Source organism: Acidovorax sp. HMWF018 (assembly GCF_003061035.1).
GTDB classification, from domain to species: domain Bacteria; phylum Pseudomonadota; class Gammaproteobacteria; order Burkholderiales; family Burkholderiaceae_C; genus Acidovorax; species Acidovorax delafieldii.
This window is the reverse complement of record NZ_QAIM01000254.1, coordinates 1-5,611: the sequence shown is the minus strand read 5'-3', so window position 1 is coordinate 5,611 and position 5,611 is coordinate 1. Positions and strand designations below refer to the sequence as shown.

Here is a 5,611-nt window from a genome sequence, read left to right as displayed (position 1 = left end):
TTTTTTGTTTGACGATGACCCCAGCCCGACATTTCGCTGGACTGCGCTGAAGCCCGATACAGCAGGTTTATCAATAACTTACGCGCGTCCATCATATGCCGGTGCTTTCCGAAACCTGACCCGGCTTCCGCTCTCGCGGCCCCTATGTGGCTCTTGGAAACCGGGTCTTTCCGAGGAGTCATCGTGGCCAAGATCAAGCTCACCAAGACCGCCGTGGAGACGGCGCAACCCCAGGCGCAGGACATCGAACTGCGGGACACCGTGGTGCCCGGCTTCCTGTGCAAGATTACCCCGGCGGGCCGCCGGGTATTCATGCTCCAGTACCGCACGAACGCGGGCGAGCGTCGCAAACCTGCCTTGGGCCTGTTCGGGGAACTGACCGTCGAGCAGGCCCGCGTCATGGCGCAGGACTGGCTGGCTGAAGTTCGCCGGGGCGGCGATCCCGGCGGCGCCAAGGCCGAGGCGCGCAAGGCGCCCACGGTGGAGGCGCTGTGCCAGAAGTTCATGGAGGACTACTCCAAGAAGCGCAACAAGCCCAGCACGCGGCGCGGCTACCAGGCCGTTATTGATCGCTGCATTGTTCCGCTGCTCGGGCGCAAGAAGGTGCAGGACGTGAAGCGGCCTGACGTTGCCGGGCTGATGGAGAAGTTGGCCTACAAACCCGCCGAGGCGAACAACACATTCGGCGTGCTGCGCAAGATGTTCAACCTGGCCGAGGTGTGGGGCTACCGCCCCGACGGCACGAACCCGTGCCGCCACGTTCCGATGTTCCCGCCCGGCAAGGAAACCCGGCTCATCGTGGACGACGAACTGGCGCTGATCTTCCGCCATCTGGAGAAATTGGAGGCGGAAGGACTGGAGAACTACGTCATTCCGCTGGCGATTCGCCTGCAATTCGAGTTCGCGGGCCGCCGCTCCGAAATCTGCACCCTCGAATGGAAGTGGGTTGATTTGGAGAACCGGCGCGTGGTGTGGCCGGACAGCAAGACCGGTGGCCTCTCCAAGCCCATGAGCGCGGAAGCCTATCGGCTGCTTGCGACGGCACCACGCCGGGAAGGCTGCCCTTACGTCCTGCCGTCGCCCAACGACCCGGACAAGCATTTGACCTTTGGCGAGCACTACGGTGGCTGGTGCCGGGTGCTCAAGGCCACGGGCGTGGCTCATGTCGGCACACACGGTATCCGCCACCGATCGACGACCGACATTGCCAATTCGGGCGTGCCGACCAAGGTGGGCATGAAGCTGACAGGCCACAAGACCGTGGCGATGTTCATGCACTATGTCCACACCGAGGACAAGCCAGTGCGCGATGCGGCCGAGCTGGTGGCCAGCCGGCGGCAGGCCATCACGGGTGCGCGCCAGCCTGCGGAGGCGACAGCATGAACAGCACAAAATCGCCCGCAGTGGCGGCCAAGGCTGCCGCCTTGCCTGCCGGCTACGCCGGCATCCACGGCGGCATCGTAGAACTGCTTGACGCTGCACGCCGTGCAACAGCGCGCAGCGTCAATGCGCTGATGACGGCCAGCTATTGGGAAATCGGCCGCCGCATCGTGGAGGCCGAGCAGCAGGGCAAGCGCCGCGCAGGGTACGGCGAGCAGTTGATCGAACGGCTGTCTGCCGACTTGACTGCGCAGTTCGGGCGTGGGTTCAGCCGCCCGAACTTGCAGCAGATGCGGTCGTTCTTCCTGACCCGGCCAATTCGCCAGACAGTGTCTAGCGAATCTTCTCTAGCGCCGTCGCAAGGGCATTTCCTGCTGGCGCAGGGCCGCCCTGGGCGGCTGGACGAACTGGCCCATGTCTTCCCCTTGCCGTGGTCGGCCTATGTGCGGCTGCTGATGGTCAAGGACGACCACGCGCGCCAGTTCTACGAAGCCGAAGCCCTGCGCGGCGGCTGGAGCGTGCGCCAGCTCGACCGGCAGATCGGCAGCCAGTTCTACGAGCGCACGGCGCTGTCGAAGAACAAGGCGGCGATGCTGGTCAAGAGCGCCGTGCCGAAGCCGGATGATGCCGTGACGGTCGATGATGCGATCAAAGACCCGCTCGTGCTGGAGTTCCTTGATCTCAAGGACGAGTATTCGGAATCCGATCTCGAACAAGCCTTGATTCGACGGCTGGAAGATTTCCTGCTGGAGTTGGGCGACGGCTTCACCTTCGTCGGGCGGCAGCGCCGCTTGCGCATCGACCAGACGTGGTATCGCGTCGATCTGCTGTTTTTCCATCGGCGCTTGCGCTGCCTGGTCATCATCGACTTGAAGCTCGGTGCTTTGACCCATGCTGATGTGGGCCAGATGCACTTGTATTGCAACTATGCGAAGGAACACTGGACGTTCCCCGAGGAAAATCCGCCCGTGGGCCTGATTCTCTGCGCCGACAAGGGGCACGCCTTGGCGCGGTACGCGCTGGAAGGCTTGCCCGACAAGGTGATGGCGGCGAACTACAAGATGGTGCTGCCGGATGCCGAGGTGCTGCAAAAGGAACTGGAGAACACGCGGCGGCTGATCGAATCTCGCGTGACGGTGCCTCCCAAGAAGCGCAAGCAATAACCGGGCGTCCCGGCGTGCCGCCGTCGGGCTCGCGGGCTGCGCCCCGCGCTTCGTGCCGAATCGCGGCCATCCGGCTTTGATCCCTGACGCCTCCGGCCCTCTCGGGCCTGCGCGCTCCGCTTGCCGAAAGCCGGGTGCGTGGGTGGTTTGAGGGAGCGGTCTTGCTGTGTCCCTTCACCGTATCACGGCGTTCTCGCCGTCAATGACTGCGCGTGCAGGCACGCTTGCGGCCTGGCGGCCGTCTTCGATCTTTGACTGCTTGCGCTGCGCCGTGAGGGCGACGGTTCCGGGCAATTCCGCCCGTGCAACCGGAGACCGTCATGAACGACAAATCACACGTTTCACTCGAACAGCATGTTTGCCTCGTTTGCGGCACGGCGTTCGATACCGGCGCCATCCTGCTGGACAAGCGCCTGCGCGCGAGCATGGAGCGCCATACGGCGACCGGCTGGGGCCTGTGCCCCAAGCATCAGAAGCTGGCCGACGATGGCTTTGTGGCGCTGGTCGAATGCGATCCGCAGCGCAGCGGTTCGCAGGCCGGCGGGCGCATGAAGCCCGAGCAGGCGTATCGGACGGGCCGACTGGCCCATCTGCGGCGCACGGTGTTCGCGCGGATGTTCAACGTACCGATCGCGGACGAGCAGGCTTGCGTGTTCGTTGAGCCTGGCGTGATCGAGCAGTTGCAGTCGATGACGGCGCCGGCGGCGAGCTGATCGCGCCGCGCTGCCTTCGGTGCGTCGTTCCTTCGGGAGCGGCGCACCTTTCTTCTTGCTGCGCCCGGTGCCGATACCTTCGCGCCTGCGGCGCTGCGCGCTGCGCTTGCACTCCAGGGGAAAGCCCTGCGGGCTATCCCCGCCGCGCAGGCTTGGCGCCCCTCGAAGACCGCCGACCCGGCTGCGCCGGATCGGCCAGACCGCATTCGCAGCAGATCCACGATGCCTTGCGTGTGCTCGTCCTGATTCTGTTGTTTCTTCGGCTTTGAAGGCTGGGCGTCCCCGGCCACCTGGGAGATGGCCGGGCGCGCTGTCGTGCTTCGCATCGAACCCCCTGCGGGGTTTCGCCCCTGTCGGGCTTCCATCGTTCCCTCGCTCCGCTCGGCTGACGCCTCCGGCCCGGCTTCCAGCTTCGGGCCTGCGCGCTTCGCTTGCGTGCGGTCGGCACACAGGGATGGCCGTTGCCATGTCCAGCCGTCTTCCCTGACTTCATCACCTTGTCCGCGACTGTAGCCCGCGGCCTGGTGCCGTCAAGGCGCGCAGGGCCGTGTCCTCGGCTGCGCCTGCGGGCCGCACCAACCCTGCGCTGGTTTCCTTGACGGCCCCCGTCCACGGGCTCCCTTCCGTCGCGGGCGATGAACTCAGGAAAGACGGTGGCAACAGGGCCAACCGGGTTCCTCGTGCCGACCGCACCGAACAGCCGAAAGGCTGGGCTCCGAATCTAGGAATCCGGTGTGCGGTTTTCTTCAACGGCCTTTTTGTTCAGGAGAAAGACATGCAACTCGCATCCCGTTTCGCTTCCCGTTCCCCTTCGCTGCGCAGCGACTGCCCGCTGTCCGATGACCAGATTCGCAGGGTAGCCCCGTCCATCTTCGCGGATGCCCCGCACCAAAGCCGCTCCGAGCGGTACGCCTATATCCCCACGGCGGCAGTTCTGACCGAGCTTCGCAAGGAGGGGTTTCAACCCTTCATGGTGACGCAGACCCGCGTGCGCGATGAAGGCAAGCGCGAGCACACCAAGCACATGCTGCGCCTGCGCCATGCCAGCCAGATCAACGGCGCGGAGGCTAACGAAATCGTGCTGCTGAACTCCCATGATGGCACCAGCAGCTATCAGATGCTGGCCGGAATGTTCCGGTTCGTGTGCAGCAATGGCCTTGTGTGCGGCGACACCGTGGCGGACGTGCGCGTACCCCATAAGGGCGACGTGGCCGGTTCCGTCATCGAAGGCGCTTTCGAGGTGTTGAGCGGCTTCGAGCGGGTGAAGGAATCCCGCGATGCCATGCGCGCTATCACGCTGGATGAAGGCGAAGCCGAAGTGTTCGCCCGTTCCGCGCTGGCCCTCAAGTACGACCCCACGGACAACAAGCCCGCGCCCATCACGGAGTCGCAAATCCTGATGCCGCGCCGGTTTGATGACCGACGCCCCGACCTGTGGAGCGTGTTCAACCGCACGCAGGAGAACTTGACCAAGGGCGGATTGCATGGCCGCAGCGCCAACGGACGCCGCCAGCAGACCCGACCCGTGCAGGGCATTGATTCCGATGTGCGCCTGAATCGCGCCCTCTGGATGTTGGCCGATGGCCTGCGCCAGTTGAAAGCCTGAACCGTTCCCCCGCCGGAGGGGCGGCTTCCCCTCCATTCCCTTGTTTCACTCGATTGGAGAGTCACCATGAACGCCATCACCCAAACCGAAGCCCGCGCCGTCAATACCGCCGCAGCTATTCCGCTGGAAGCTGCCGACCCGACCAAGAACCTGATTCTGGTTCCGCTGTCGCGGCTGGTGCTGCGCCCCGCTGGCCGCAACGTGCGCAAGACCCCGCGCATGTCCATTCCCGAACTGGCCGCATCCATCCAGCGTGTGGGTCTGCTGCAAAACCTGATCGTGATCGCATCCGCCGATGGCGAGCATTACGAAGTTGTGGCCGGTGGCCGTCGCCTCGCCGCGTTGAAGCTGCTGGCGAAGAAACACCGCATCGCCAAGGATTGGGAGGTGCCTTGCCTGCTGGTGGCCGATGGCACGGCCCGCACGGCCAGCCTCACCGAGAACGTGCAGCGCGAAGCCATGCACCCGGCAGACCAGTTTGAAGCCTTCGCGGCGCTGGTGGCCGAAGGCCGACCCATCGAGGACATTGCGGCGGATTTCTCCGTTACGCCGCTGGTGGTGCAGCGCCGTTTGAAGCTGGCGAATGTCTCGCCGCGCCTGATGGCCGACTACCGGGCCGATGCCGTCACGCTCGATCAGTTGATGGCCCTTGCCATCACCGATGACCACGCCGCGCAGGAAGCCGCGTTCTACGATGCACCGCAGTGGCAGCGCCACCCATCCCACTTGCGCGAACGCCTGACCGAAAG

At 64.8% G+C, this 5,611-nt stretch carries 5 protein-coding genes; all 5 read left to right on the top strand.

Annotation, left to right across the window (positions count from 1 at the left end):
- Positions 1-183: 183 nt before the first annotated feature.
- Positions 184-1,383 (top strand): site-specific integrase, encoded by a 1,200-nt coding sequence (locus DBR23_RS09310; RefSeq protein ID WP_103245827.1) that lies wholly within the window; start codon positions 184-186, stop codon positions 1,381-1,383.
- On the top strand, positions 1,380-2,543 hold the full coding sequence (locus tag DBR23_RS09305; protein ID WP_108498057.1) for a YhcG family protein: 1,164 nt from the start codon (positions 1,380-1,382) through the stop codon (positions 2,541-2,543). The genes DBR23_RS09310 and DBR23_RS09305 overlap by 4 nt, the downstream gene beginning before the upstream one ends.
- Positions 2,544-2,863: 320 nt before the next feature.
- Positions 2,864-3,256 carry an ATPase gene (locus tag DBR23_RS09300; protein WP_103245825.1) on the top strand — a complete coding sequence of 131 codons (393 nt, stop codon included), beginning with the start codon at positions 2,864-2,866 and terminating at the stop codon, positions 3,254-3,256.
- 775 nt (positions 3,257-4,031) lie between these two features.
- Positions 4,032-4,862: a DUF932 domain-containing protein gene (locus DBR23_RS09290; protein WP_103245943.1), complete on the top strand. Its 831-nt coding sequence runs from the start codon at positions 4,032-4,034 to the stop codon at positions 4,860-4,862.
- Positions 4,863-4,928: 66 nt separating this feature from the next.
- On the top strand, positions 4,929-5,611 hold a 683-nt coding region (locus tag DBR23_RS09285), incomplete at its 3' end, for a ParB/RepB/Spo0J family partition protein (RefSeq protein WP_146191295.1).

Excerpts from the sequence above, each read along its gene's own strand:
- DBR23_RS09305 (WP_108498057.1), top strand. The coding sequence starts at position 1,380 with ATGAACAGCACAAAATCGCCCGCAGTGGCGGCCAAGGCTGCCGCCTTG.
- DBR23_RS09300 (WP_103245825.1), top strand. The coding sequence starts at position 2,864 with ATGAACGACAAATCACACGTTTCACTCGAACAGCATGTTTGCCTCGTT.
- DBR23_RS09290 (WP_103245943.1), top strand. The coding sequence starts at position 4,032 with ATGCAACTCGCATCCCGTTTCGCTTCCCGTTCCCCTTCGCTGCGCAGC.